Origin of the sequence: Schnuerera sp., assembly GCF_035459645.1 — a bacterium.
Taxonomy (GTDB): domain Bacteria; phylum Bacillota; class Clostridia; order Tissierellales; family Tepidimicrobiaceae; genus Schnuerera.
This window is the reverse complement of sequence record NZ_DATHXO010000251.1, coordinates 1-1,741: the sequence shown is the minus strand read 5'-3', so window position 1 is coordinate 1,741 and position 1,741 is coordinate 1. Positions and strand designations below refer to the sequence as shown.

At 29.0% G+C, this 1,741-nt stretch carries 2 protein-coding genes; both read left to right on the top strand.

What is annotated here, in order from left to right:
- The coding region (locus VK998_RS05975; protein ID WP_325226548.1) for an ABC transporter ATP-binding protein at nt 1-748 on the top strand (748 nt) is incomplete at its 5' end.
- 185 nt (nt 749-933) lie between these two features.
- On the top strand, nt 934-1,741 hold an 808-nt coding region (locus VK998_RS05970), incomplete at its 3' end, for a cation diffusion facilitator family transporter (RefSeq protein WP_325226546.1).

Below are 1,741 nucleotides of genomic sequence, written 5' to 3'. Positions count from 1 at the left end.
TCCAGAAAAACGGCCTGTATCTACTGTATTTCAATCTTATGCGCTTTTTCCACATATGACGGTAATACAAAATGTTGTTTATGGATTAAAGTTTAGAGGTTTTTCTAAACAAACAGCTTTAATTAAAGGAGAAGAATATTTGGATATAGTAGGATTAAGAAAAGAAAAAAATAAGAAAGTAACCCAGCTAAGTGGAGGACAACAACAGAGGGTAGCTTTGGCCAGATCTTTAATTATTAATCCTAAGGTACTGTTATTAGATGAACCTTTATCTAACTTAGATGCAAAGTTAAGGATAAGAATGAGAGATGAGATTAAGGCAATTCAAAGAAGATTTAATATTACAATGATTTTTGTAACTCATGATCAGGAAGAGGCTTTATCCATTGCTGATAGAATTTTGATAATGAACAAAGGAAGACTAGAACAAATAGGAACACCAGAAGAAGTTTATAACAATCCAAGAACGGAGTTTGTATTAAATTTTATTGGTTGGTCTAATTTAATTAAACGTAGAAATGGAAATCTAGACTTTATTAGACCAGAAAGAATTATTATGGATTCAAAGAAAGGAGAAATAGAAGGGGTTATTGAAGAAAAGTTGTTTTTAGGTTCATTTATCCACTATAAGATTAAAACAAAATCCCAAATCTATAGAGTGCAAAAAAATAATGATAAACTAAATGATTACAATATAGGAGATAAAGTATATATCTCGATGAAAACTACTGGGCGAATTGTTCAGTAGTTTTTAAATTTTCGTAAATGGAAACTATAATTATTTTCAAATGATAACAATTTCTATTTACGTAAAATGCTGGATTTATTATAATTAAGGGTATATAATTATAGCTATATAAATTCTCAATTAATATTAGAGGATTTCATAATAATAAGATATTTAACATACTATATTATAGTGGAGGGAACTATATGGGAAACTATAAATTAGGAGTAAGGGTTTCTATACTTACTATTATTATAAATATAATATTGGCTATAGGAAAAATAATAGCTGGTATAATAGGTCAAAGTAATGCTATGTTAGCTGATGGAGTTCATACATTATCTGATGTTCTCACAACCTTAGTAGTAATTATTGGATTAAAAGTGTCATCAAAAGAAGCAGATGAAAATCATCCTTATGGCCATGAAAAATATGAACCAGTTTTCGCTAAAATATTGAGTATATTTTTGATAATTACCGGATTGATAATAGGCTATGAGGGTGTAAAAGTATTAATCATTGGTGAGATAAAAACTCCTGGTAGAATTGCTCTTATTGCTGCTTTTATTTCAATACTTGCAAAGGAAGGGATGTTTTGGTACACCATAAAAACTGCTAAAAAAATTAAAAGTTTCTCTATGGAAGCAGATGCATGGCATCATAGGTCCGATGTTTTATCATCAGCAGGAACTTTTATAGGAATTTTAGGCGCTAGAATGGGGTTGAAAATTTTAGATCCTATTGCAGGAATTATAGTAAGTATTTTAATTATAAAAGTGGGAGTAGATCTATATCTTCAATCTATAAAAGGATTAGTTGATGAGGCTGCAGATAAAAAGATTATAACAAAGATAGAAAATATAGCTTTTTCTGTTGAAGGGGTAAAGGATATAAAAAATCTAAAGACTAGAATTTTTGGCAATAGAATATATGTTGATATCGATATTTTAGTGAATGGGAATCTTTCAGTAATAGATGGGCATAATATTGCTGAAAAAGTACATGATTTAATCG